We start from the raw sequence: 22,077 nt of genomic DNA, 5'->3' as shown, positions 1-22,077 counted from the left end.
CCACACCAGCTGACTCATCAGTCCGAATTCTCACAGAGCCTAGCTCCGTGTGATCAAGCCGTCGGCGCCGATTTGAAGATTTTGACCGGCAAAGCCCGCGAATTCCCCGCGATCCACCCGCAGTGCCATCGGCGTCTGGTGGCCCATCTCCTGCGCAACGATCAACCCGAGCAAGAGGATCGCGTCGGGTTCGTGCAGGATGATCGCGGCGGGCGCCAGCCCGGCGGTGACCAGTTCCAGGAGCACGGCGGCAGCAGAGGACGAGCCGATCGTGCCGGGCAGGCACAGCACCTTGCCGCTGATCGATACGCCATGCTGCGGGTGGCGTACATCGGCGATCAGGCCGGTCTTGGGATTGACCCCGCCCCAGAAGCTGATCGGCGCGGTGAGAACCAGCGCTGGCGCTTCCGCAGGCTGGCCTTCGACGAGGATTTCCGCCCTCATGCGGCGCCCTCGAACACCGGGCGGCCGAGAACGGCGCTTTCGACACATTCGGCCATGGAGCCATAGATGACGCCATAGCCGGTATTGCCCGGAGCATAATGGGCGAACTTGCCGGAATTGGTCATCAGCACGGCACCTTCGATATCCGGCAGGATTGGCGTGACGACGACGCAGGTATCAGCAACGACGACCACCCCCGCAGCTTCCAGCGCCTGGCGGCGGCCATTCTCCTCCAGCACAGCGAGCACATGGCGGCCGGTGCAGGCATAGAGCGTAACCTTGAGCTTACGCTTGCCGATCAGCGCTTCCAGCCTGTCGAATTCGGCAGCCGACAGATGCGGGCTGCCGATGGCGACGGCATCGATCCGGTCCAGATCAAGCGCTGTGGAGAGGCGGCGCCGCGAGTCCGCGATCATCTCCGCCGTCACCTTGATCACCGCTTGCGGCGGCTGGTTATGCAGGGCGGTGGCAAGGTCCGGCGCTTCCGGGGTGACGCCCGCCACGTGGAACAGGCCGACGGCGCCGGCCGAAGCGGAAGCCGCGCCGAAAGCCTTCAAGGCATCCTCGCCGGGATGGGAGGCGATGCCCGCCACCACGCCAACCGCATCGCCGATCTCGCGGCCGTAGAGGCTGCCGAGGATTGGCCAGGCGACTTCGGATGCAAGGAACGCCGGATCGAGCCCGGACACATCGAAAACCACTGTGGCGCGGCGGTTCTCCGGCCGGTGAAAACCGTAATATGGCGCAAAGCCGGATATGGCGCAGGCGATATCGAGGAAATCGCCATAGCGGTTGGTGCGCGCGCCGAGCACCGAATTGCAGAACACCACCGCGTTGGATTCGCCCCAGGCGACGTCGCTGCCGAAGGCCGGGCGGTGACCGGCCTGATAGGGTGCGCAGGTCCAGCTTGGTTCGCAGCCAAGCGTGCGATAGGCGTCCATCATGCGCCGCGCCATGCCGCGCTCATGGCTTGGCAGGCGGTCTTTCGAGCAGCCGGTCAGATCGAGCGAGCCGACATTCAGCGTCGCGCGCACCGCAACCCTGGCGCTGCCCTCGACCAGCTTTTCGGCAAACAGCGTGCCGCTATCGCCGTGATAAAGCGCGCCGTCGATATGCGCCGAAGCAATCGGGATCAGCGATGGCGCGCCCATCAGCCGCGCGGTGGCGGCGACGATGCGCATCGCCATGGCGGCACCTTCCCCGCGCGCGCCATTCGCAATCGCCTGCTGTTCGGCGGAAAGCGCGAGCGCCATCGCTCAGGCCTTGCGCGCTTTATACTTGATGGTCTCGAAGCGCGAGGTCAGCGCATCATAGAGCAAAAGCCGCCCGATCAGCGGCTCGCCGATTCCGGTGATGAGCTTGATCACCTCGGTCGCCTGCAAGGTGCCGATGACGCCCGGCAGGACGCCGAGCACCCCGGCTTCGGCGCAGGCGGGCAGCAGGCCCGGCGGCGGCGGATTGGGGAAAAGATCGCGGTAGGAGGGGTTCGGCTCGCCCGCCGCATTTGCCGCGTAAGGCATCAGCGTGGTCACCGACCCGTCGAAGCGCCCCAGCGCCGCCGAAACCAGCGGCCGCTTTTGTTCGAGGCAAATATCCGCCAGCATATAGCGCGTATCGAAATTGTCGGAGCCATCGACGACGATGTGATAACGGCTGACGAGATCGGCGACATTGTCCGGCGCGATACGCAGCTCATGTGTCTCGACCGTCACATGCGGATTGATCGCGGCAATGGCGCGCGCCGCGCTCTCAACCTTCGGAGAGCCGACAAGCTCGGTCGAATGGATGATCTGCCGCTGCAAATTCGACAGCGACACGCGATCGTCATCGACAATACCGAGCGTGCCGACGCCCGACGCCGCCAGATATTGCAGCACCGGCGCACCAAGCCCGCCGGCCCCGACAACAAGCACGCGGGCGCGCTTCAGCTTCTGCTGGCCGGGTCCGCCCACCTCGCCAAGGATGATATGGCGGGCATAGCGCTCGATTTCGGAAGAGGTGAGAGGCGTGATCTGCTGTTCGGTCATGAGATTACACTAAGATATCACGGGCACATAAGAAACCAATGCCGCTGCTTTATCTCTCCCCTTGCGGGAGAGTTTGCAAAACCATTGTGCGTGGTTCGACAAGCTCACCATGAGGGAGAAGGGTTGGTTGCAGGGAGCCACGATCTGAAACGTTGGTGATTATCTTTGCCATCAATCAATCTCCCTCATGGTGAGCTTGTCGAACCACGCACACCCAATATGCAAACTCACTTCAGCCTCTCACGCAAGAAATTTCAGCCCGCCGATTCCGGCAACGATCAGCCCGATGCAGACGAGGCGGATCACTGTCGCGGGCTCGGCGAAGAAGTACATGCCGAGCAGCGCCGTGCCGACCGTGCCGATGCCGGTCCACACCGCATAGGCGCTGCCGACCGGCAATTCGCGCAAGGCAAGGCCGAGCAGAACGACGCTGATGACCATGCTGCCGGCGGTGAGAACGGAGGGGGTGAGTTTGGTAAAACCATCGGAATATTTGAGCCCGATGGCCCAGCCGATTTCGAAGAGACCAGCCGCAACGAGAATAATCCAGGCCATGACGACCATCCTTTAACGTTCGATCGGGCCGTCCCGGATTGTTCTTGGAAACGCCGCAAGGGGTGCAGCGCGGAGGTCGTCCTCCGGGGATTTATGTAAGGAGCAGGGGAGTGAATGGCAAGGAGGCGAGGGGATGAGTAATTTTGAGGGTGAGGTTCAAGGGGAGTGGATGATAGACCCACCACATCTGCAACAGCTAGAATTGTTTTAATTGATGCGCTCTTCTATTGAGAGCGAATAATCAGTTCTTCAAGCAGGTCCTACGCCATGATAGTTCGTTATCCAATTGAGTGTAAAACATGCGGACAACCCCACACTCTCCGAATCGGAATGGGACAAGAACCCACTCAAACTCATCGCTTCTCTTGCAGGAAATGTGGCGAAGAAATAGTTGTACGGATGGATATTGACTATATCAATGTCTCCACAAGTACACATTGCGATGAGAACTGCAATCCTGCAGCAGAGGCAGCCGGCGCTCCAATTGTAAACTTGGACGCCAATTTTTTGGTTCCCTCGCATCAACAAGGCGTTGATCGTGTCTTCCCGCGTATGGGTCAAGGCAGAGAAATGTTCAAGATTGCTGAGAGGGCAGGGTCACTCGTCGATCCAAACGCCGTCCCCAAAGCTAGTCGAAATGCGCGCCCATATCGCGCCCCAGATTTCGCAGAAGAATGGAAGCTTTTGAAAAAAGCATGGTCGTTGACACGAAATGGCCATGCCAAATTAGCAGATCGACGCAAGACAGATGCATCTCAACAATACTATTCGGACGATCCACTGAAAGACTTACCAGATTGGATCTGGCGCTTCGCATTCTTCTCATCGCAGGCGAGTTATGAACCTAAGTTTCGATCAGTAATGATTGAAATACAACCAATCTTCAAGTCTGGCATTCCTCAAGGATTTCTGGATGAATATGAGAATACGAATGAAGAAAGAGGCCTAAAATACTACAGTGTTATTAGAGATTTTTATGCAGCATACTCAGACTTTGGACAGGTATATTTTCAGATATTGCGTGGAGTTAAAATCCCCGACGAGTTTGAAGCTGGATCCGTGAACTTTGATGCTGTAAAAATGTTCTATGGAAACACCTACGAAAGCTTTTCTGTATTGATTGAAAATATCGCATTTATGAATAATGTCCTTCTCGGCCGCAAGTTTGACCAGTTCGAAAAACTTAATAGAGAGGAGTACCGGAAACTCGACAAGCCCTCACGTTTCGGACCTTTTGCCGCGAACGCTGCATTTGCAGCGATTTCCAATGAGGCTGACAATCAGATACGAAATGCTTCGCACCATGGTTCCATGGCATTCGATCAGAAAAAACAGATCATTTCCTACCGATCAGGCAAAGGTGGCGCAGGTCCATTGGAGGAGATGACATATTCACGATATATCATTCGATGTGTTCATCTTTATTTGCAAGTATTATTGCTGCTTCGACTTGATTTAATTCTCTCGAACAAATTAAAAATTCGACCGCCGATATAGCTTGAATGCAGCTGGTCTCTAGAGGCCGATTACCTTGTTCCAATCAGAAATATACATGTATATCCTTTGAAATTCGCTCGGCAATAACATTCTGTTATGAGCAACAAAGTTGCGAGCCTTTTCAAGCTCCGTCATGCGTTGCTTTATCCAGTCCTGGCTTGGCATCAGGTCTTTGAAATGTTCCCAATTCTGCAAAATGATGCTGGCTAAGTCCCCAAAGTCAACAAATTCAAGGCGATCAGCTTTCGCACCTTCGAGCCAGGAATCTTTTTCGGCAGTCTTCTGCCGCGACTCGGCCATCTTCTTAACCCCACTTGGAACCGCGTTTGTATCCCACCAATTCGACTCTAATTTCTCATCAAGTGTGTCGCGTAGGAGTGATCGAACTTCATTTTCGAACGCGTGTAGAACAGCATATAGACGGGCCATCTCCAATGCATCATTGCGTCTTTGAACACCAAATGGGGCGAGCGCCGAAAGCAATAATTGCTCTTCGGCCTCGCCAAGGTCAATTCCTACATTAATTCCAGCGCGTCTGAACACTCCCGCTTCAGACTCAAACAACAGGCCGCGAAAAACAAAATCTCGAACGTTTCGGCGTGTGTCAGTCAATAAGATGCTCCCTCAAAGATTTGAATATTGCATTATACACTTCAATGTCCTTGGTAGCCGGCAAATGTATCTGGATATTATAGTGAAGACCCACGGGAATCTTGAGCAACCCAAGCGAAGCATTATCCAACGAAGAAGGGGTTGCAACCGCCTTATTAACGGGAGGTGATGTCTCGTGTTGAGGTTCGGGCGGGACAACTATGCGCTCACCCGTTCCATACAGTGTATCCTTATCGGACAAGTCTAATAGCGCAAGGAATGTTCGCGCTGATCTATCAGCTTGGATGCCAGAAAGATTGTATGTGCTCTTAAATTTACCAGCTATCATCGCGAGATCAGCGTTAGTGGGTTTGGCCTTGAGAACGATTACATCGAGCGCTTCTACAACCCAAGGCGTCGCCACTCGACATTGGGCTATCTCAGCCCGAACGATTTTGAAACCAAGGTGGGATTAGCTTAACCTCGTGTCCGAAAAACCGGCAGCAGGCCATTCTTTAAGAAATTGTCTCGTGAAACTAGTAGGTGCTGTCCCCGATCTTAGCGTTTCAAAAAATTTTGGTATTTGGCCATAAACTTGGACAGGTTGGTTTAGCAGAGCCATCGAAATCCCCCCGATATAAACTCGGAGGCATACTATGCAAGAGCTAAAGAAACGCAATGTGGTACTATTCTACAGATACGATAATTAGGAGCGTATTTATGGAGTATCGTAAGAAAGCCATATCTGATCCAGAATTACTTGTTGTACCTTTTGTCACCCTGCGCCTTGCCTGCCACTTTACCAATCACCACCAGCACCGGAACCCCCACCCATGACACATTTCCACAAAGGCGCGAGAGTTGAATGGAACTGGGCCAAGGGCGTTGGTACGGGCAAGGTCGTCGAGGAGTTCACCAAGTCGGTGACACGGACCATCAAGGGTGTCGAGGTGACGCGCAAAGCTTCGAAGGAAGAGCCCGCCTATATGATCGAGCAGGATGATGGTGGGAGGGTTCTGAAAAGCGCTTCGGAGCTCAAGGCCGCAAAATAGCGGCGGCCTCATTGCGCGCCCCTCCACACATTTCATTCAAACATTCGTCGCCGCATAAACCGGTTGGTAACCAACATTCTTCATTCTCCATAAAAGTCAGCATGACGGCGTGAGCCAGGTTTTACGTCTTGTGGCCTCAGTTTTGCCACGGGAATAGTGGTTTTGCCGCGCTGGCGCGTTGGTTCAGTAGTGCGGGTTGCGTGTATCATGGGGTTTGCAGTCAAGTCGGCCAAGGGCGTCAAGCCTTCTGGCGAGAAGGGCCGTTATCGCGGCCGCCGGGTGCTGTCCGCTGCTTTGCTGGCGGGCTGCAGTGCCGTCGCTTCGCTTGGGGCGCTCGCCGCAATGGCAACCATGCAAGGCGCTTTCGGCTCCCATGCCGCGAATAGCGGCGCCTTTAGTCTGGCAGAGCGCTCTTTTACGGCGCGTTCGGTCGCGCTTGCCAGTCCCTTGGACACTGTAGCTGGCACCTCGAAATTTCCGCGCGTGCCGGAATTGAAGCACACCGCCTGGCAGGTCAGCACCATGGACGAAGGCTCGGTGATTTTACCAACCGGAGAGATCAGCGTCATCACACCGCCACAGCCCAAGGTGGTGGTTGCGGCGCAAGTTCCCTTGGCCGCCGAGGTGTTTGGCGCACGCGCATCCGGCGACGACACGATCGCGGGGCATGCTCCCTTGGAAGCAGATGCTTTCGGCGCCCGCGCCTCGGGCATCGATACGATGCAGGTCGCATCGATCCAGACCTACAGCCTTTTCGACGCGGCGCCGCCTGTTACCGCGCCTTCCGCCCCGGCACCCGCCATTGCGGTGGCTGCCTTGCAGGACGCGCCGCCGCCGGTGGGGACCTTGCCGCAGGGACCATTCAGGCTTGTGCTCGCCGAGGAGGAACCTGCTGCGGAGGATGATATCGCTGCGATACCGCTGCCGGGAATACGGCCGCGCCGGCCGGCCGACGATGGCGTCTTGCCTTCGGCTAAGACATTGAAACGCGCGCCTGCAGACCTGCTCGCCTATGCGCCGCAGGACAATGCCATTCAGGACAATGCGCCAAGCTACAGGCCTGCACCGCTCTTTGCTTCCCGTGGCCGCACAGCCATCTACAGTATCGAGGCGGCAACGGTCTACATGCCCAATGGCGAGAGGCTGGAAGCGCATTCGGGGATGGGGCCGATGCTCGACAATCCCCGTTTCGTCAACAAGAGGATGCGCGGCGCCACGCCGCCGCACACCTATAATCTGACGATGCGCGAGGCGCTGTTCCACGGCGTCGAGGCGATCAGGCTCAATCCCGTCGACCCGAGCAAAATCTACGGCCGGGATGGGCTGCTGGCCCATACCTATATGCTCGGCAGGCGGGGCGATTCCAACGGTTGCCTGGTGTTCAAGGACTATCGCCGCTTCCTCGCCGCCTTCAAGCGGGGCGAGATCACGCAGCTTGTCGTGGTCGCGCGCCTGTCGTCCGCATCAACACGCGTGGCCTCCAGATAATAGGCTGGCGCCTGTTGGCGGAATACCGGGACTTTTGTGTTGCAGGTCTGTGCGGCGTTCGCTAGCCGAGCGAGGCGATGATCTCGCGATAGGCGGCCTCGGGGAAGGCCTTCAGCGTTTGCGAGCGCACATTGCCCTTCATGCCGAGACTGAGCGCGAACCGCGCCATAACCGCGTCATCGGACGCCTCGCATACCACCACCATGTCGTATTCCCCCATGGTGAGGTAGAATTGCTTGAAGGAACCGCCCATCTCGCCGAGCAGCTTCCGCGCTGCGTCGAGCCTTGTCGGCGACTCGCGCACATTCTTCACGCCGAGCTCTGTCCAGTTGAGCAACATCACATAAGTGGTCATGGCAAACCTCCGGCGCGGCTCGGCTCGCGCCGGAGGCCGCGAATTGATCCGCCCTCCGCCCGTAGCGACTATACGCCTGTTGACGCAGGTCAACAATTAAGCCGGATGTGTTAGAGAATAGTAGGTGCTTACTTTTCAACGAATGCGCGAAGCCGCGACAGGGCATCGCCCCATTGCTGCGAGACACCGTCGAGATAGGCGCGGATCTCATCGATAGGCTCGGGCCTGAAGGCGAACTGGCTCTCCCGCCCGACCTTGCTGCTGATGACCAACCCCACCTCTTCGAGAACGCGCAAGTGCTTGGTGATGGCCTGGCGGGTAAGATCTGTGCCGGCGGACAGCCCAGCGATCGAGCGCGTCTGCCCGTCGCTGAGCTTCGTCAGCAAGGACAGGCGCGTGCTGTCGCCAAGGGCTGCAAAGAGCGGCGCGGGATCACGCCCGGCTGTTTCACTCAACATGCGTTTTGATGTTCTGGATCTGCATAGCCCAGCCGCCTTCGTTCATCTGCATGGCCTCCGGCTTGCGCTGCGGCGGCAAGCCATTGAAGCCGGATTCGACGATAGTCAGCTTTGTGCCTTGACCCTTGGGTTCAAGCTTGAATTCGACCAGCGTCGGGGGTTCTGCCGAGTAGTCGACACCGGGCTCGATTGCATAGGGATGCCAGGTGAAGGAGAAGAGACGCGGCTTGTCAATCGCCTTCACCGTCACTTCCCATTTAAGGTGCTCATAGCCGGGATAGGTGATGCGGCCCGTGGCGACTTCGCCCGCTTTGAACGGACCGTCCAGCTTGACGCGAAACCATTCGCCGAACTCGCCGTGATCCGTCAATGCGCGCCAGACGCGCTCGACCGGCGCGTTCAGCTCAATGCTTTTTTCGATACGATCAGACATAAGGGCAACCTCCTGGTTGCCCTTACCATGCCAGTATCAGTTAAGAAGTGCAACCATAAAGTTGCTCTTTTTATTCGGCGGTGGCTGGCTCGATGATGTTGCGCACCTGTGAGATCTTGTTCGCCGGGAAGCCGGCCCGCTTCGCATGTTCACGGATCAACTCTTCGTTGGTGGCCTGATACACACAATAAATCTTGTCGTCGGTGACATAGCTGTGGATCCACTGGATGTCTGTTCCGAGATCGCGGAGCACGGCGCAGGATGTCTGCGAGGCGCCTTTAAGGTCCGGTTGTGTCAGCTTGCCGACACCCGGCATGTCGCGCTCGATCACGAATTTTGGCATTCTATCCTCCTTGTTGACCATTTGCCGCCGCGGTGCGATTTTACACTCCGGGGGAGGGCGAGCATCTGCTGGATGCGCACCGATGACCATGATCGAAACGCCGGAGCCATTGATTGAAACGCCGCCTCTGCCGGTTGCCGCTGACAGGGCTGACCTGTTGTCGGACGTGCTCTCGCATATCAGGCTTTCCGGCGCGATGTTCCTGCGCGGCGAATATTCAGCGCCGTGGACACTGGATTCGCCCGATCCTTCAGACCTGGTTGCTTTGCTGGCGCCCGGTGCGGAGCGCCTGATCCTGTTTCACATCGTGCGCGAGGGGCGCGCTTGGGTCAGCGCTGGCGGCGAGCGTATCGAAGCCGACGCCGGTGACGTCATCGTTTTGCCCCATGCGCACCGGCATCTGATGGGCAGCCCGGAGCCTGCCAAGCCAATCCCCATCGCCGAGCTTTTGCCGCCGCCGCCGTGGGAGGGCGTGCCGTTCTGCCGCTTCGATGGCGGTGGTGAAAAGACTGGCATTGTCTGCGGCTATCTTCGTTGCGAGGAACTCCTGTTCAACTCGTTCCTGCGACGCTTGCCGCCGCTGTTTCGCGTCAGGCCAGCGCCTGGGCCTGCTAAGGACTGGATGCAGGCGTGCGTCACCTACGCGCTCGACGAGAGCATGCATTCGCGCCAGGGCGGTGCGATGCTGAGGGCGCGGCTGCCGGAACTGTTGCTGATGGAAGCCCTCAGACTCTACTGCGAGCAGAGTCCAGCCGATACTGGCTGGCTGGCGGCGATCAGCGACCCTGTCGTTGGCCGTGCGCTGGCGTTTCTGCATGCGGAACCAGCTCGCAAATGGACGGTTGAGACGCTCGCCCGCGCTGCGGCCACGTCGCGGTCGGTACTGGACGAGCGGTTTCGCAATCTGCTTGGCCAGCCGCCGATCCATTATCTGGCCGAATGGCGCATGCAACTCGCGGCAGGTTTGCTTCGAGCTACCCGTATGACGCTCGCTTCGGTTGCCGAGCAAGCGGGCTATGGGTCGGAAGAGGCATTCAGCCGGGCGTTTCGCCGCTATCTCGGCCGCTCACCCGGGCAATGGCGTGAGGCGGCTCTAGGTGTCTGACGCCGTTGCATATCCGTTGGGGTTGAGGTGCGCAGGGCTCTCTCTCTCTCTCTCTCTCTCTCTCAATCTCATGTGCATCACCTCCGGACATCGTCCGAGGGCGGATTTGTTATTCTTCAGGGAGTGACAAACATGGAAGGACTGACACTTCGACAGAACACCAAGAGAACCGCGCCGCCTGAATTGTTGCAGCAAATCAAGGCAACAATTCCGAAAAAAGCCGGCGAGCCATATACGTCGTCCGAAATCCTAAGGCGTGCCAAAGGCGGATGCATGCGCCGCTGCTGTAGAGGCAGGTGGGAACTGAATGCCAAGTTCCGCAAGGGTGTCTTGACCGTGACCCTGCCGAAAACTGCAAAAGCACAAGCGAGTGCCAAACACATCGCGATCAGCAAGGACAAATAGGCCCCAGCGATCAAGCCGGTCCGGTTTTTGCCAAGCCGGCTCCTTGAGTTTACGACCTAATAATCCATGCCTCCGCCGCCGGGCAGGGCATGCGCCGCGCTCTTCTTCGGAAGTTCGGCGACCATTGCTTCGGTTGTCACCAGCAGGCCGGCGATGGACGCCGCGCCCTGGAGCGCGCTCCGGACGACCTTGGCGGGATCGATAACGCCCATGTCGTAGAGATTGCCGTATTCTCCCGTCTGCGCATTCCAGCCGTAGGAAAAACTGTCATTCTCGCGCAGTTTGCCAACGATAATCGATCCTTCGGCCCCTGCATTCTCTGCAATCTGGCGAATTGGGATCTCTATGGCACGCCGTATAATGCCGATACCAACGCGTTGATCTGCATTCGCCGCTTGCAGGCCATCAAGTACCTTGGCTGCCCGCAGCAGTGCCACGCCGCCTCCTGGAAGGATGCCCTCTTCGACCGCTGCACGGGTTGCATGCAGAGCGTCGTCAACGCGATCCTTCCTTTCCCTGACCTCGACTTCCGTGGAACCGCCAACCCGGATGATTGCAACACCGCCAGCGAGCTTTGCCAGTCGCTCCTGCAATTTTTCGCGATCATAGTCGGATGTCGTTTCTTCGATCTGCGCCTTGATCTGGATGATGCGCCCGTCGATCTCTGCCTTTGAACCGGCACCATCGACAATCGTGGTGCTTTCTTTATCGATCACAAGCTTCTTGGTACGGCCCAACATGTCGAGAGTGACGTTTTCAAGCTTGATCCCCAAATCCTCGCTGATTGCCGTGCCACCGGTGAGGATGGCGATATCCTCGAGCATGGCCTTGCGGCGGTCACCAAACCCCGGAGCTTTGACGGCCGCGACTTTCAGGCCACCGCGCAATTTATTGACGACGAGAGTAGCCAGCGCTTCGCCTTCGACGTCTTCGGCGATGATAAGCAGTGGTTTGCCGGACTGCATGACCGCTTCGAGAATGGGCAGCATGGCCTGCAGGTTCGAGAGCTTCTTTTCATGAATGAGGATATAGGGATCTTCAAAATCGACCCGCATCTTCTCCTGATTGGTGACGAAATACGGCGAGAGATAGCCGCGGTCGAACTGCATGCCCTCGACGATTTCGAGCTCGGTGTCGGCGGTCTTGCCTTCCTCGACGGTTATAACGCCCTCATGCCCGACCTTTCCCATGGCATCCGCCAGATATTGCCCGATCTCGGTATCGCCATTGGCGGAAATCGTGGCGACCTGGGCGATTTCAGAATTGTTCGAGATCTTGCGTGCATTCCGCTTCAGTTCCTCGACAACAGCTGCAACCGCGAGGTCAATTCCGCGCTTGAGGTCCATCGGGTTCATCCCGGCCGCTTCAGCCTTGGTGCCTTCGCGAACAATCGCCTGGGCAAGGACTGTCGCCGTCGTCGTGCCATCGCCGGCTGTATCGCTGGTCCTCGACGCGACTTCGCGCAGCATCTGCGCGCCCATGTTTTCGAACTTGTCCTCGAGTTCGATTTCCTTGGCGACCGTAACGCCATCTTTTGTAATGCGCGGCGCGCCATAGGATTTATCGATGACGACGTTGCGGCCTTTCGGACCAAGCGTCACCTTGACGGCGTTGGCCAGTATGTCGACGCCTTGCAGCATTCGGTCGCGGGCGTCAGCGCCCAGTTTGACTTCTTTTGCAGCCATTATCCCTACTCCCTTTTTTCACGGAGAACTGTAATTTCCCCTTGAAAACACAACAGAATCTGACAAGCTTCAGTATGATGCATGAGTTGATCCATAAGGGTAATATTCATGACCAGCAGAGCATTCGAACTTCAATTGAAGGGATACGGGCTGACGACTGCGGAAATACATTATCGTCTCCCTGATCACCCTAGCTTTCTCCAGCTATACATATGGCAGGAGTATGATCTTGCTCCGACTTTTCCGCAATTGAAAGGGTTTCTTGATTTCTGGTGTAAGGACATCGAAGGACCGTTGCACTCGGTCCGCATCGTCCACCAGCGCCTGATTGAGCCGCGAGAATGGCGGGCGGTTGACGGCATCATTTCGATACACTGACGGAGCCCTTTGCCAATCCACCCCGATGGGCAGCTGATGCGATTTTTTGCGCTTCCGGAACAGCCGCTGCGATTGCGAAAGCAAAATTTTACGCCCTGTACAACCGTATCGGGCTTGTTTTCTCGCGTTTCACCAGCCCCTTCGCTTCGAGATCGAGCTGGACGGTCTTCGCCCACCAGCCAGCCTTCGCGCCCCCAGGATAAATATCCTGAGGCAGCATGGTAGCCAAGCGACCGGCGATTTCGGCGAGGGTCAAGCCGGGCGACTTGACAGGAAGCAGGCTGAGGTAAGCCTTCTTCATGGCACCGTACATGGCCCGGTCAACCTTCCTCCTTTGGCCGGGATGATTGATGTTTTCGACTTCGATCCTGTCCTGCGGTGTCATTTTCGTTCCTTCCTCGTACTTGTTTATTCAAGGACGAATGAGGAACATCAAAACCGACAGGGAGCCAATTTCATCCGGGTCGCTTGGGGATATCGAGGCCGCGTTGTACGGCCGGACGCGCAAGGCCGCGCTCCAGCCATGCGGGCACGCGCTTCAGACTGTCGAACTCGACGATATCGCGCGCGCCGTAGAAGCCGACGAGATTGCGAACCCAGCCCAGCATTGAGATGTCAGCTATACTGTAGTCGCCCATGATCCAATCTCGGCCGTCAAGGCGTGTTTCCAGCACGCCGAGCAAGCGCTTCGACTCGTCCCGGTAGCGCGCGAGCGGCCGCTTGTCCTCGAACTCGCGGCCGGCGAATTTGTAGAAAAAGCCGACCTGACCGAACATCGGCCCGATTGCCGCCATCTGGAAGAACACCCACTGGATGGTCTCGTAGCGCGAAGCCGGATCAGCCGTCATGAGCTTGCCGGTTTTCTCGGCAAGATAAAGTAGGATCGCGCCGGATTCGAACAAGCCAAGCGGCTTGCCGTCCGGCCCGTTGGGATCGATGATCGCCGGGATCTTGCCGTTCGGGTTCAGCGCAAGAAATTCCGGCGTCCAGCTTTCGTTCTTGCCGATATCGACGGCGTGCGCTTCATAGGGCAGCCCAAGTTCCTCAAGCGCGATCGAAACCTTGACACCGTTTGGCGTCGGAAATGAATAAAGTTGCAGGCGGTCTGGATGTTTTGCCGGCCATCGTTTGGTGATGGGGAAGGCGGATAGATCACGCATAGAAACTCCGTAGTCTGGCTGAGGGGCTGATTCTGCGGCTGACGTTAACATGGGAATGGATGAGCTTCCACGTCGGCACTGCTTCGGATTGTCCGCTTTTTCCGAATACGAGTTCCGGTATTCGCTGACTTATCCGAACAGAACTGTATCACCATACTTATGGCAACAACGGGAGAGCCACTCCCGATCAATCGGAGAAAGAACATGGATCGCTTATCTGGAAAAGTTGCACTCGTTACCGGCGCCAGCGCTGGCATTGGCCGCGCCACGGCAAAACTCTTCGCGCAAGAAGGCGCCAAGCTGGTTGTAGGAGCCCGCCGCAAGGAAGAACTCGACGCGCTGGTGGCCGAAATCGAAGCCGATGGCGGAGAAGCCGTGGCGTTGACAGGAGACGTGCGTTCCGAAGACTATGCCAAGGCGCTCGTCGCGTTGGCCGTTGAGCGGTACGGCAAACTCGACATTGCCTTCAACAATGCCGGTACGCTGGGCGAGGCCGGACCAAGCACAGGTGTTTCCGAGGCTGGCTGGACCGATGCCATCGCCATCAACCTCACCGGCTCGTTCCTCGGCGCGAAACACCAGATCGCCGAGATGCTCAAACACGGTGGCGGCTCTGTGATCTTCACCTCGACGTTCGTCGGTTACAGTTTTGCCTTTCCGGGCGTTGCTGCCTATGCGGCAAGCAAAGCCGGACTTATTGGGCTGACACAGGCGCTTGCTGCTGAATACGGCCCGCAGAACATACGGGTAAATGCCATTCTGCCGGGTGCAGTCGACACGGATATGTACCGCGAAATGAACGATACGGCGGAAAAGCAAGGATTCATCACCAATCTGCATGCCCTGAAGCGCGTCGCTACGTCGGAAGAATTGGCGCGTTCGGTGCTCTACCTTGCGTCGGACGATGCATCCTTTGTAACGGGGACGGCATCCCTGGTGGATGGCGGCGTTTCAATCACCCGGACCTGATCGGAAAAAGGGGGCCAGCGGCCCCCGTTTTTGTACTCGCCAACAATCGTGCTGCCTCAAGGCGGTGTTACGATCATCCAGGTGAAGACGTAGGCCTGGAGCATCACCAGAATACCGACAAGACACGCCAAAATGATCGAGTGCTTGAAGACGAAGCGCAGGATCGTGCCTTCGTGGCCATACCAGTTGGTAGCCGTCGAAGCGACGACGATGGACTGCGCATCGATCATCTTGCCCATGACACCACCGGAGGAGTTGGCGGCGGCCATCAAGATGGGTGAGAGGCCGAGTTGCTCCGATGTGATCTTCTGCAGATTGCCGAAAAGAACATTGGACGCGGTATCCGACCCCGTCAGCGCCACGCCGAGCCAGCCAAGCAATGTCCCGAAGAACGGGTAGAGCACGCCCGTTGCCGCAAAGGCGAGGCCGAGTGTTGCATCGATGCCGGAGAGGCGGGTGAGCGTCCCGATCGCCAGCATTGCCGAGATGGTGATCAACGAATAGGCACAAAGCTTGATCGTCCGGCCATAGCTTCGGATGAGTTCGAGCGGCGTGTAACCCATGATGAAGCCGGAAATGATTGCCGCGATCAGCATGCCCGAGCCCGTATAGGAAAGCCAGGTGAAGGCGAAAACAGCCTTCTCCGGGGTCGGCTGAGGGGCAATCGGCGCTACTTTGGCAATCATATTGTTCAGTCCCGGGACTTCGTAGCTAAGCGTTGCCCATGGGTTGACCATCCCCTTGAACCAGTCCGTCCCCCAGAGGAGCAGGACGGCGCAAACGATGATCCATGGTGTCAGTGAGGCCCAGACTTCCGCGCTGGTCGGCTCACGTTTGGAGGTTTTCACCTGGGGCGCCTGGCTGGCTGAATCATCGCGGATCCGTAACTTGGCGGACGTCCAGATAACCTGCGGCTGCCAGATGCGCAGGAACCCGATGAGACAGGCCATCGAGATCAGCGAAGCGCCGATATCGACGATCCATGGATTGATGAAGTTGGAAATCAGGAATTGCGGCACGGCGAAGGAAACACCGGTCACAAGGATCGCCGGCCAGACTTCCTTCATGCCCCCTGTAGCCGGCAAAGGCCCAGACCACCCAGAACGGCACGATGAACGAGAAGAACGGCAGCTGCCGCCCGACCATGGCACCGAGCAGGAAGGGATCAATTCCGGTGACACTGGAAAGCCCGGCAATCGGCGTTCCCAAAGCGCCATAAGCAACGGGCGCTGTATTGGCGATCAGGGACAGGCCCGACGCTGCCAGCGGCGAAAATCCGAGCCCGATCAGGATGGCTGCCCTCACGGCAACGGGTGTGCCGAAGCCGGAAGCGCCTTCGAAGAACGCCCCGAAGGAAAAGGCGATGAGCAGGATTTGCAATCGCCGGTCGCGTGTCACCCCGCCGATCGTATTCTGCAGCGTTTCGAACACTCCTCGCTCCACCGTCAGGCGGTAGAGGAAGATCACGTTCAGGACGATCCAGCCGATAGGGAAGAAGCCGGTGACGACCCCGAGCAGGGATGCGCGAATGGACAGGCCCGCGGGCATAGTAAAGATGAAGATCGCGACCAAATTTGCCAGGACCAGCGCAATGATGGCAGCTATATGTACCTTGACCTTGTTGGAGGCGATCAGGACAAGCAAGACGACAACAGGTATTGCCGCTGCCAGCGTTGAAAGAACCGAATTATCAAAGGGATTGTAAACCTGGTTCCACATAATGAATGCTCTCCCTCATTGATATATGTGTCAGATTTCATCATTTGGTACGACGATATTAAGAGAATGCAAGGGAAAGGTCCGCCTGCTCCGTGATGACCTCGAATAATCCACTTAAATCATTGGGACTACTGTCCGCGGAAAGACAATCAGCCCGCCGCAACGGGTATCGCGCGTTCCGCAAGTTCTGGTAGAAACGTCGAATGAACTACCTGCAGCGTTCCTTCCGCGGTTTCATCAATCTCTGGCCGACGGTGCTGGGCGAGCTACGCTCCTTGGCGCAACCTGGGCCGCGCATGATCGACGAGTTCGAGTGCGTCATATCCGTGTTGCTTGCCATCGTCTTCGCCCATGCTCTCGGAGCGCAGAATATCGGCTGGGCGGCGTTCAGCGGCTATGCCGTGATGCGATCGCGGCTGTCGGAAAGCCTGACACGGGGCACTTTGCGCATCATCGGGACCGCAGCCGGTGCTGGTGTCGCCCTGCTGCTCGCGCCTTATGTCTTGGCTTCTCCGTATTTCTTGAGTCTGGCGCTCGCAATTGTCGGTGGTTTCACGCTGTACTTCGCGCTGATCGGCCGGCGCAGCTATGCCTGGCTGTTCACCGGGTTGACATTCTGCATGATCCTGATCGACGGAATGAGGCATCCTGCGGCCAGTGTTGTGCCTTTCGCGCGATCGCGCTTTCTCGAAATAGTAGCCGGCACGCTTGCCAGCCTTCTCGTCAGCGCCGTTTCGGCATTTATTCTCCGGCACTGGAAGAGCGATCAAAAGCGCGAGACAGCGTCGCAGGCGGCCGTCAGGCATTCGATGCTCTGGCATGCCGGGGCGCTCCAGCATTCGATACAGGCGGCAATTGCGCTGGCATTCATCCCGTTTGTGTGGATGTGGTTCGGCGTCACATCCCTTGCTCAGTCGAGCGTGACGATCATGGTGGTGATGATGATCCCCGTTACGAGTCTCGGCGCAAACGCATTCAATCCCGTCACGTCCAAGCTCGTCCTGCGTTTCGTTGGATGCAGTCTGGGCGGTGTGATAGCCATCGCAATTCTTCTCGGCAGCCATCATTCACCTGTTCTGATGACGCTGGGTGTCTGTCTGGGTGTGCTGGTGGGTCGACATATCGAAAACGGCAACGCCACAACGAGTTATATCGGCACGCAATTCGTGCTCGCCTTTCTGGTCGTGCTCGTGCCGGACAACTACTTGAACGCGATGCCCGACCCCGGTATCGATCGGTTGGCAGGCATTCTGCTCGGTATGGTCATTCTCGAACCGGTTCTGATCCTGACGTACTTGGTGTTTGGCCGGCGGAAAGAATTCACACAGAGTGAGGACGGCGAAAAATCAACGCCGCGCGGGGGTGAGCCTACGGAATGATCGTGTCGACGACGTCTCGATGAACTCAGCCTGACCGCACTTCGCCGTGCGCCACTTCGAAAAACTGGGCACGGCCTTCGAGGCTTTTGAACAGAGCCTTGTCGGTGCCGGTCATGAAGGCCTGGCCGCCGAGTTCCTCGATAATGTCGAACAGTGCAGCTCTACGCCCCTCATCGAGATGCGCGGCGATCTCGTCGAGGAGAAGGATCGGTGCCATGCCCGCGAGTTCACCGGTAAGCCGTGCATGGGAGAGGATGAGGCCGATCAGCAGCGCTTTCTGCTCGCCAGTCGAGCAAAGCTCTGCCGGCATGGCTTTCGGGCGGTGGCGGACGAGCAGATCGGAACGATGCGGGCCATCGAGCGTGCGCCCTGCGGCACGATCACGGCTGCGTCCGCCATGCAACGCGCGGCGGAAGGTTTCTTCCACATCGGTTGCAGCTTCGATACCGACGCGCTGTTCGAGCTCACCTTCGAGCAGGCAGTCCGCCTTGGGGAAGGGGGTGTCATCCGGCAGCCGTTCGATCATGCCGTTGATCAGGCGCATGAGTTCCGCTCGCGCCGCCGCAATAGCGATGGCAAGCTCTGCCATCGGCGTCTCGATCGCATCGAGCCAGGCGTCGTTGCTGCGCTCTTCCGTAAGCAAACGATTACGGCTGCGCATCGCCTTCTCATAGTCGAGAACGCGCCTGCCATGGGCCGGATCGATGGCGAGAACCATGCGGTCGAGGAAGCGGCGCCGGTCGGCGGCAGGTCCAGTGAACAACCCGTCCATTGCCGGAACCAGCCAGAGAATGCGCGAATAGTCGAGGAGTTCGTCCGCGGTCGCAGCGGTGACGCCGTTGATGCGAACGCGGCGGGCGGTATCGCCCGGCGCATTGCCGGCAAGGCCCGTGCCGATTTCGACCGAACCTTCCGTAGTCTCGATGGCGGCGTGAATGGCAAAACCGTCGGTCGCATTATTACGGGTGACGTCGGTATAGGTTGCACGACGCAGACCCCGGCCTGGCGACAGGAACGAGATCGCCTCAAGAAGATTGGTCTTGCCGGCGCCGTTCTCGCCGGTCAGCACCACGTGCGAGGGGGCCAGCCGTAGCGACAGGTTTTCGTAGTTGCGGAAATTGGCAAGCTTCAACCGGTTGATCGAAACGCGGACCGGTCTGCCCGCGTCCGTATTCGGATCATCGGTCATGGGATCTATGCTTGGCGGTGCTAAACCCGCATTGGCATGAGCACATAGAGCGCATTTTCATCGCCCGTATCACGCACCAGCGTTGGCGAACCTGCATCAGCCAGCATGAAGATCGCCTCGGAGCCGGTCAGTTGCGCCGTGATATCGAGCAGATATTTGGCATTGAAGCCAATCTCGATCGGTTCGGAATCATAATCCGCTGCAAGCTCGTCGGTGGCGCTGCCGGAATCCGGATTGTTGACGGTAAGTGTTAATTGGCCATCGGCGATCGTCAGCTTGACGGCGCGGCCGCGCTCGCTCGAAATCGTCGAGACGCGATCGACGGCGGAAGCAAAGCTTTGGCGGTCGATCGTCAGCTTCTTGTCATTGCCGGAGGGAATGACGCGCTGGTAATCAGGGAAGGTGCCGTCGATCAACTTGGAGGTGAGGACGACCGAGCCAATGGTGAAGCGGATCTTGGTCTCCGAGAGTTCGACGGTCACGACGATGTCCGGATCATCGACGAGCTTTTGCAGTTCAGCGACGGTCTTGCGCGGAATGATGATGCCGGGCATGCCTTCAGCGCCTGACGGGGCTTCGAGCTCCGCGCGGGCGAGGCGGTGGCCATCTGTGGCGACAGCTCGCAACTTCAGCGCACCGTCACTCTCGATTGCATGGAGATAGATGCCGTTGAGATAATAGCGGGTCTCTTCGGTGGAAATGGCGAATTGCGTTCGATCGATCAGGCCCTTGAGCGCGGTCGACGGCATGCGGAATGTGTGGGTGAAGGAACCGGCCGTGAGCTCGGGAAAATCCGACTGCGGCAGGCACTGCAGGCGGAAACTCGACCGGCCGGAGGTGACGGCCATGGAATTGCCGTCCGTATTGGTCGCCAGCATCACTTCCGCGCCATCCGGCAGCTTGCGAACGATATCGTAAAGAAGGTGCGCTGGAACCGTGGTCGCGCCAGCCTGGTCGATCTGCGCCGCCGTCGCTTCTGTCACTTCGAGATCAAGGTCGGTGGCTTTGAGGGCGAGGCTCGCGCCATCGGCGTTCAAGAGAACATTCGACAGGATCGGTATGGTGTTGCGCCGTTCGACCACGCGATGGACGTGATTGAGCGACTTCAGAAGATTGGAACGTTCAAGAGTTACACGCATGATAAACCGGTCTCGCTGACTTCAATTCCAGTCAAAGCACTGCGGGTTTGCCGCACTTTACTGGCGAGGGAACGCAATTTTCCCAAGGACAAGCAAATTGGCAGAAATTTACCGCAAAAAGCAAGTCTGCGGCTGGCATCAGCGTACCATACCGCAGGCTTTCTGTTGATAAACTATTGAGCCTGATCGTTGATCAGGCGCTTGAGCAGTTCCAGCTCCTGCGACAATTTCTGGTCCTTGCCAACGATATCCTCGATCTTGCGGACCGCATGAAGAACCGTAGTGTGATCGCGGCCACCGAAGCGACGGCCGATTTCCGGCAGCGAGCGGGGTGTCAGTGTCTTGGCGAGATACATAGCGATTTGACGAGGTTTGACGATCGTGCGCGTGCGCCGGTTCGATAGAAGGTCCTGCTTTGACACGTTGTAGTGCCTCGCGACGATGCGCTGAATCTCCTCGATACGGATGCGCTTGGCTTCGCCGCCGCGCATCAGATGGCTCAAAAGTTCATCGACCCGATCGACTGAAAGGTTCGGCTCGAACGTCTGGCGAAACAGGAGCTGGTTGAATGCACCTTCGAGTTCGCGGCCGCTGCCGGTGACGGACTGGGCGACATGATCGAGAATTTCCGGCGAGATGTCGAGCGAATGGTCTTCCGTTTGGGCGGCAGCAAGGCGGCGCTTCAGGATCTCGAGGCGCATCGCATAGTCCGGCGAGATCATTTCGAGCGCGACACCGCCCTGAAGACGCGAACGAACGCGCGGATCCAGCGATTCAAGCTCAGACGGCGGACGGTCGGCAGCGACGACGACCTGCTTGGCGCTGTCGAGCAACGTGTTGATCAAATGGCAGAATTCATGCTGGATCGACTTGCCCTGCAGAAACTGCATGTCGTCGATGATCAGGAGATCGATATCGCGCAGTTGCTCCTTGAACGACAGCGCGTTGTTATCGCGGATGGCGGTCGCAAAGCGCCACATGAAATATTCGGCGGTCAGATAAACGACACGGGCGCGCTCCGGACGCTTCAACGCTTCGGCGGCAATTGCCTGCAAGAGATGCGTCTTGCCGAGGCCGACAGAGGCGTGGATGAACAGCGGGTTGAAGCGAACGGCGCTCGCTCCCGCATCGGCGATCGTGCGCGCAGCAGCAAGCGCAACGCGGTTGGGCGTGCCATCGACAAAGGTGTCGAATGTATAGCGCGGGTCGAGCGGCGAACCGAAGACGGAATTCTGGGCGCGGTCGACAAAATGCGCAGGCGCCTTCTTGTCCTGAGTGGTGTTGCCAACCGGAAAGACGGGCTTTTCGCGCGTAAGGGCGCGGCTGTCGGCGCGCACCGTGGTTTCCGTATCGCAAGCCGGCCGGGCGGCACGGCTAGCGCTGCGGAAGACGATTTCCACCTTAAGTGTCTGCTCATCTTCTTCACGCCACAGGGCGGTGATCATGTCTGAGTAATGATTGTTGATCCAGGAACGCAGGAACGCTGTCGGAACCGACAGGCGAACGATGCTCTTTGATGTCTCATCCAGTTTCAGGCGGCCAAACCAGCTCGAATAGACTTCGCTTCCGAGTTTTGCTTTCAGTTTGAGCTTGACGCGCTCAAAAATCAGCTCTCCCTGACTGCCGGCCGTGTCCATATTATCCCCTTCCATATGGAGCGGGACCATGGCTGCCTTTGAGCCGTTCTCCATTATTCCGCTGGTCAT

The 22,077-nt window shown here is 57.9% G+C and carries 23 protein-coding genes and 2 pseudogenes; 9 read left to right on the top strand and 16 right to left on the bottom strand.

The genetic code is table 11. The features are described from left to right. Positions 1–39 precede the first annotated feature (39 nt). From ACSQ3H_RS00125 to sugE, 4 genes are all read right to left on the bottom strand, one after another. Positions 40–444: an aconitase X swivel domain-containing protein gene (locus ACSQ3H_RS00125; protein ID WP_436115157.1), complete on the bottom strand. Its 405-nt coding sequence runs from the start codon at positions 442–444 to the stop codon at positions 40–42. Beyond that, a complete protein-coding gene (locus tag ACSQ3H_RS00120) occupies positions 441–1,697 on the bottom strand; it encodes an aconitase X (protein ID WP_436115156.1) in 1,257 nt (418 codons plus the stop codon). Before ACSQ3H_RS00120 ends, ACSQ3H_RS00125 begins: the two co-directional genes overlap by 4 nt. Positions 1,698–1,700: 3 nt before the next feature. Beyond that, on the bottom strand, positions 1,701–2,471 hold the full coding sequence (locus tag ACSQ3H_RS00115; protein ID WP_436115155.1) for a molybdopterin-synthase adenylyltransferase MoeB: 771 nt from the start codon (positions 2,469–2,471) through the stop codon (positions 1,701–1,703). 240 nt (positions 2,472–2,711) lie between these two features. After that, positions 2,712–3,026: a quaternary ammonium compound efflux SMR transporter SugE gene (gene sugE / locus ACSQ3H_RS00110; RefSeq protein WP_436115154.1), complete on the bottom strand. Its 315-nt coding sequence runs from the start codon at positions 3,024–3,026 to the stop codon at positions 2,712–2,714. Positions 3,027–3,425: 399 nt separating this feature from the next. On the opposite strand from sugE, the gene ACSQ3H_RS00105 reads away from it, so the two are divergent. Next, the gene (locus ACSQ3H_RS00105; protein WP_436115153.1) at positions 3,426–4,523 is read left to right on the top strand and encodes a hypothetical protein; all 1,098 of its coding nucleotides are present in this window, start codon (positions 3,426–3,428) and stop codon (positions 4,521–4,523) included. 18 nt (positions 4,524–4,541) lie between these two features. On the opposite strand, the gene ACSQ3H_RS00100 is transcribed toward ACSQ3H_RS00105, so the two are convergent. Next, positions 4,542–5,135: a Swt1 family HEPN domain-containing protein gene (locus ACSQ3H_RS00100; protein ID WP_436115152.1), complete on the bottom strand. Its 594-nt coding sequence runs from the start codon at positions 5,133–5,135 to the stop codon at positions 4,542–4,544. Positions 5,136–5,499: 364 nt separating this feature from the next. On the opposite strand from ACSQ3H_RS00100, the pseudogene ACSQ3H_RS00095 reads away from it, so the two are divergent. The 3 genes and pseudogenes from ACSQ3H_RS00095 to ACSQ3H_RS00085 form a co-directional block, all read left to right on the top strand. After that, positions 5,500–5,595: pseudogene (locus ACSQ3H_RS00095) on the top strand (IS3 family transposase); the annotation flags it as partial. Between the two features lie 352 nt (positions 5,596–5,947). Next, positions 5,948–6,166, top strand: coding sequence for a DUF2945 domain-containing protein (locus tag ACSQ3H_RS00090; RefSeq protein ID WP_436115151.1), 219 nt, complete (start codon positions 5,948–5,950; stop codon positions 6,164–6,166). A gap of 207 nt (positions 6,167–6,373) precedes the next feature. After that, complete coding sequence (locus tag ACSQ3H_RS00085) at positions 6,374–7,654, top strand: DUF2778 domain-containing protein (RefSeq protein ID WP_436115150.1); 1,281 nt, start codon at positions 6,374–6,376, stop codon at positions 7,652–7,654. Between the two features lie 61 nt (positions 7,655–7,715). Here ACSQ3H_RS00085 and ACSQ3H_RS00080 read toward each other — a convergent pair whose 3' ends face one another. The 4 genes from ACSQ3H_RS00080 to ACSQ3H_RS00065 form a co-directional block, all read right to left on the bottom strand. Beyond that, positions 7,716–8,009, bottom strand: a complete 294-nt coding sequence (locus tag ACSQ3H_RS00080; protein ID WP_436115149.1) for a GYD domain-containing protein — start codon at positions 8,007–8,009, stop codon at positions 7,716–7,718. Positions 8,010–8,137: 128 nt separating this feature from the next. After that, complete coding sequence (locus tag ACSQ3H_RS00075) at positions 8,138–8,467, bottom strand: ArsR/SmtB family transcription factor (RefSeq protein WP_436115148.1); 330 nt, start codon at positions 8,465–8,467, stop codon at positions 8,138–8,140. Further along, complete coding sequence (locus tag ACSQ3H_RS00070) at positions 8,457–8,900, bottom strand: SRPBCC family protein (RefSeq protein ID WP_436115147.1); 444 nt, start codon at positions 8,898–8,900, stop codon at positions 8,457–8,459. Before ACSQ3H_RS00070 ends, ACSQ3H_RS00075 begins: the two co-directional genes overlap by 11 nt. Positions 8,901–8,970: 70 nt before the next feature. Then, complete coding sequence (locus tag ACSQ3H_RS00065) at positions 8,971–9,243, bottom strand: DUF4242 domain-containing protein (RefSeq protein ID WP_436115146.1); 273 nt, start codon at positions 9,241–9,243, stop codon at positions 8,971–8,973. An 82-nt stretch (positions 9,244–9,325) separates the two neighbouring features. Here ACSQ3H_RS00065 and ACSQ3H_RS00060 point away from each other — a divergent pair, with 82 nt between their 5' ends. Both ACSQ3H_RS00060 and ACSQ3H_RS00055 read left to right on the top strand, forming a co-directional pair. Next, positions 9,326–10,348, top strand: coding sequence for a cupin domain-containing protein (locus tag ACSQ3H_RS00060; protein ID WP_436115145.1), 1,023 nt, complete (start codon positions 9,326–9,328; stop codon positions 10,346–10,348). Positions 10,349–10,480: 132 nt separating this feature from the next. After that, positions 10,481–10,753, top strand: coding sequence for a hypothetical protein (locus tag ACSQ3H_RS00055; protein WP_436115144.1), 273 nt, complete (start codon positions 10,481–10,483; stop codon positions 10,751–10,753). Between the two features lie 56 nt (positions 10,754–10,809). Here the strand turns inward: ACSQ3H_RS00055 and groL are convergent, their stop codons facing one another. Continuing rightward, positions 10,810–12,438, bottom strand: coding sequence for a chaperonin GroEL (gene groL / locus ACSQ3H_RS00050; protein WP_436115143.1), 1,629 nt, complete (start codon positions 12,436–12,438; stop codon positions 10,810–10,812). A gap of 108 nt (positions 12,439–12,546) precedes the next feature. Here groL and ACSQ3H_RS00045 point away from each other — a divergent pair, with 108 nt between their 5' ends. Next, positions 12,547–12,816 (top strand): usg protein, encoded by a 270-nt coding sequence (locus ACSQ3H_RS00045; protein ID WP_224495760.1) that lies wholly within the window; start codon positions 12,547–12,549, stop codon positions 12,814–12,816. A gap of 88 nt (positions 12,817–12,904) precedes the next feature. On the opposite strand, the gene ACSQ3H_RS00040 is transcribed toward ACSQ3H_RS00045, so the two are convergent. Next, complete coding sequence (locus ACSQ3H_RS00040) at positions 12,905–13,201, bottom strand: DUF6958 family protein (RefSeq protein ID WP_436115142.1); 297 nt, start codon at positions 13,199–13,201, stop codon at positions 12,905–12,907. Between the two features lie 70 nt (positions 13,202–13,271). Then, the gene (locus ACSQ3H_RS00035) at positions 13,272–13,976 is read right to left on the bottom strand and encodes a glutathione S-transferase N-terminal domain-containing protein (protein ID WP_436115141.1); all 705 of its coding nucleotides are present in this window, start codon (positions 13,974–13,976) and stop codon (positions 13,272–13,274) included. 204 nt (positions 13,977–14,180) lie between these two features. On the opposite strand from ACSQ3H_RS00035, the gene ACSQ3H_RS00030 reads away from it, so the two are divergent. After that, positions 14,181–14,945, top strand: coding sequence for an SDR family oxidoreductase (locus tag ACSQ3H_RS00030; protein WP_436115140.1), 765 nt, complete (start codon positions 14,181–14,183; stop codon positions 14,943–14,945). A gap of 56 nt (positions 14,946–15,001) precedes the next feature. Here ACSQ3H_RS00030 and ACSQ3H_RS00025 read toward each other — a convergent pair. Beyond that, positions 15,002–16,664 (bottom strand): annotated as a pseudogene (locus ACSQ3H_RS00025) (L-lactate permease). Positions 16,665–16,867: 203 nt separating this feature from the next. Between ACSQ3H_RS00025 and ACSQ3H_RS00020 the strand changes: the two are divergent. Further along, positions 16,868–18,043 carry an FUSC family protein gene (locus ACSQ3H_RS00020; protein WP_436115139.1) on the top strand — a complete coding sequence of 392 codons (1,176 nt, stop codon included), beginning with the start codon at positions 16,868–16,870 and terminating at the stop codon, positions 18,041–18,043. 25 nt (positions 18,044–18,068) lie between these two features. On the opposite strand, the gene recF is transcribed toward ACSQ3H_RS00020, so the two are convergent. The 3 genes from recF to dnaA all read right to left on the bottom strand — a co-directional run bounded on the left by recF (position 18,069) and on the right by dnaA (position 22,008). Next, positions 18,069–19,232, bottom strand: coding sequence for a DNA replication/repair protein RecF (gene recF, locus ACSQ3H_RS00015; protein ID WP_436115138.1), 1,164 nt, complete (start codon positions 19,230–19,232; stop codon positions 18,069–18,071). 20 nt (positions 19,233–19,252) lie between these two features. Then, positions 19,253–20,371: a DNA polymerase III subunit beta gene (gene dnaN, locus ACSQ3H_RS00010; protein WP_436115137.1), complete on the bottom strand. Its 1,119-nt coding sequence runs from the start codon at positions 20,369–20,371 to the stop codon at positions 19,253–19,255. A gap of 173 nt (positions 20,372–20,544) precedes the next feature. Then, a complete protein-coding gene (dnaA, locus tag ACSQ3H_RS00005) occupies positions 20,545–22,008 on the bottom strand; it encodes a chromosomal replication initiator protein DnaA (RefSeq protein WP_436119292.1) in 1,464 nt (487 codons plus the stop codon). Between the last annotated feature and the right edge of the window lie 69 nt (positions 22,009–22,077).

Source organism: Phyllobacterium sp. LjRoot231, assembly GCF_964253365.1.
GTDB lineage: Bacteria > Pseudomonadota > Alphaproteobacteria > Rhizobiales > Rhizobiaceae > Phyllobacterium.
The sequence above is the reverse complement of the archived record's forward strand: the minus strand, read 5'-3'. Positions and strand labels throughout refer to the sequence as shown.

What these genes read in the sequence shown, in the direction of transcription:
- ACSQ3H_RS00125 (WP_436115157.1), bottom strand. Translation starts at nt 444, where the DNA reads ATGAGGGCGGAAATCCTCGTCGAAGGCCAGCCTGCGGAAGCGCCAGCG.
- ACSQ3H_RS00120 (WP_436115156.1), bottom strand. Translation starts at nt 1,697, where the DNA reads ATGGCGCTCGCGCTTTCCGCCGAACAGCAGGCGATTGCGAATGGCGCG.
- ACSQ3H_RS00115 (WP_436115155.1), bottom strand. Translation starts at nt 2,471, where the DNA reads ATGACCGAACAGCAGATCACGCCTCTCACCTCTTCCGAAATCGAGCGC.
- sugE (WP_436115154.1), bottom strand. Translation starts at nt 3,026, where the DNA reads ATGGCCTGGATTATTCTCGTTGCGGCTGGTCTCTTCGAAATCGGCTGG.
- ACSQ3H_RS00105 (WP_436115153.1), top strand. Translation starts at nt 3,426, where the DNA reads ATGGATATTGACTATATCAATGTCTCCACAAGTACACATTGCGATGAG.
- ACSQ3H_RS00090 (WP_436115151.1), top strand. Translation starts at nt 5,948, where the DNA reads ATGACACATTTCCACAAAGGCGCGAGAGTTGAATGGAACTGGGCCAAG.
- ACSQ3H_RS00085 (WP_436115150.1), top strand. Translation starts at nt 6,374, where the DNA reads ATGGGGTTTGCAGTCAAGTCGGCCAAGGGCGTCAAGCCTTCTGGCGAG.
- ACSQ3H_RS00080 (WP_436115149.1), bottom strand. Translation starts at nt 8,009, where the DNA reads ATGACCACTTATGTGATGTTGCTCAACTGGACAGAGCTCGGCGTGAAG.
- ACSQ3H_RS00075 (WP_436115148.1), bottom strand. Translation starts at nt 8,467, where the DNA reads ATGTTGAGTGAAACAGCCGGGCGTGATCCCGCGCCGCTCTTTGCAGCC.
- ACSQ3H_RS00070 (WP_436115147.1), bottom strand. Translation starts at nt 8,900, where the DNA reads ATGTCTGATCGTATCGAAAAAAGCATTGAGCTGAACGCGCCGGTCGAG.
- ACSQ3H_RS00065 (WP_436115146.1), bottom strand. Translation starts at nt 9,243, where the DNA reads ATGCCAAAATTCGTGATCGAGCGCGACATGCCGGGTGTCGGCAAGCTG.
- ACSQ3H_RS00060 (WP_436115145.1), top strand. Translation starts at nt 9,326, where the DNA reads ATGACCATGATCGAAACGCCGGAGCCATTGATTGAAACGCCGCCTCTG.
- ACSQ3H_RS00055 (WP_436115144.1), top strand. Translation starts at nt 10,481, where the DNA reads ATGGAAGGACTGACACTTCGACAGAACACCAAGAGAACCGCGCCGCCT.
- groL (WP_436115143.1), bottom strand. Translation starts at nt 12,438, where the DNA reads ATGGCTGCAAAAGAAGTCAAACTGGGCGCTGACGCCCGCGACCGAATG.
- ACSQ3H_RS00045 (WP_224495760.1), top strand. Translation starts at nt 12,547, where the DNA reads ATGACCAGCAGAGCATTCGAACTTCAATTGAAGGGATACGGGCTGACG.
- ACSQ3H_RS00040 (WP_436115142.1), bottom strand. Translation starts at nt 13,201, where the DNA reads ATGACACCGCAGGACAGGATCGAAGTCGAAAACATCAATCATCCCGGC.
- ACSQ3H_RS00035 (WP_436115141.1), bottom strand. Translation starts at nt 13,976, where the DNA reads ATGCGTGATCTATCCGCCTTCCCCATCACCAAACGATGGCCGGCAAAA.
- ACSQ3H_RS00030 (WP_436115140.1), top strand. Translation starts at nt 14,181, where the DNA reads ATGGATCGCTTATCTGGAAAAGTTGCACTCGTTACCGGCGCCAGCGCT.
- ACSQ3H_RS00020 (WP_436115139.1), top strand. Translation starts at nt 16,868, where the DNA reads ATGAACTACCTGCAGCGTTCCTTCCGCGGTTTCATCAATCTCTGGCCG.
- recF (WP_436115138.1), bottom strand. Translation starts at nt 19,232, where the DNA reads ATGACCGATGATCCGAATACGGACGCGGGCAGACCGGTCCGCGTTTCG.
- dnaN (WP_436115137.1), bottom strand. Translation starts at nt 20,371, where the DNA reads ATGCGTGTAACTCTTGAACGTTCCAATCTTCTGAAGTCGCTCAATCAC.
- dnaA (WP_436119292.1), bottom strand. Translation starts at nt 22,008, where the DNA reads ATGGACACGGCCGGCAGTCAGGGAGAGCTGATTTTTGAGCGCGTCAAG.